General features: G+C 34.7%; 1 protein-coding gene. It reads right to left on the reverse strand.

Features of this window, described 5'->3' with window-relative positions; genetic code table 11:
* The coding region (locus TY19_RS19315) for a hypothetical protein (protein ID WP_226988446.1) at positions 1 to 203 on the reverse strand (203 nt) is incomplete at its 3' end.
* Positions 204 to 239 lie beyond the last annotated feature (36 nt).

Here is a 239-nt window from a genome sequence, read left to right on the forward strand (position 1 = left end):
ATAAATTCTTTTGCATTGATATAAATTTCTCTATTGCTCTCTAAACCAAAGGAAGAACGCTTTTCAAGTTTAGGTGGGTTTATTTTATCCCCTGATTTGGATTTTGTTCTTCTAGAAGATATGGCAGCTGGAAAAGTTTCTTGATAAACTTTACTCTCTTTTTTAGTGCTTTTTTTTGTCGGCAAACTTCTGCTGCTATCCAAAGAACTAGTATCCTCGGCTTCTAAAGCCTCTTCTTC

Origin of the sequence: Candidatus Protochlamydia sp. R18, from assembly GCF_000648255.1 — a bacterium.
Classification (GTDB): domain Bacteria; phylum Chlamydiota; class Chlamydiia; order Chlamydiales; family Parachlamydiaceae; genus Protochlamydia; species Protochlamydia amoebophila.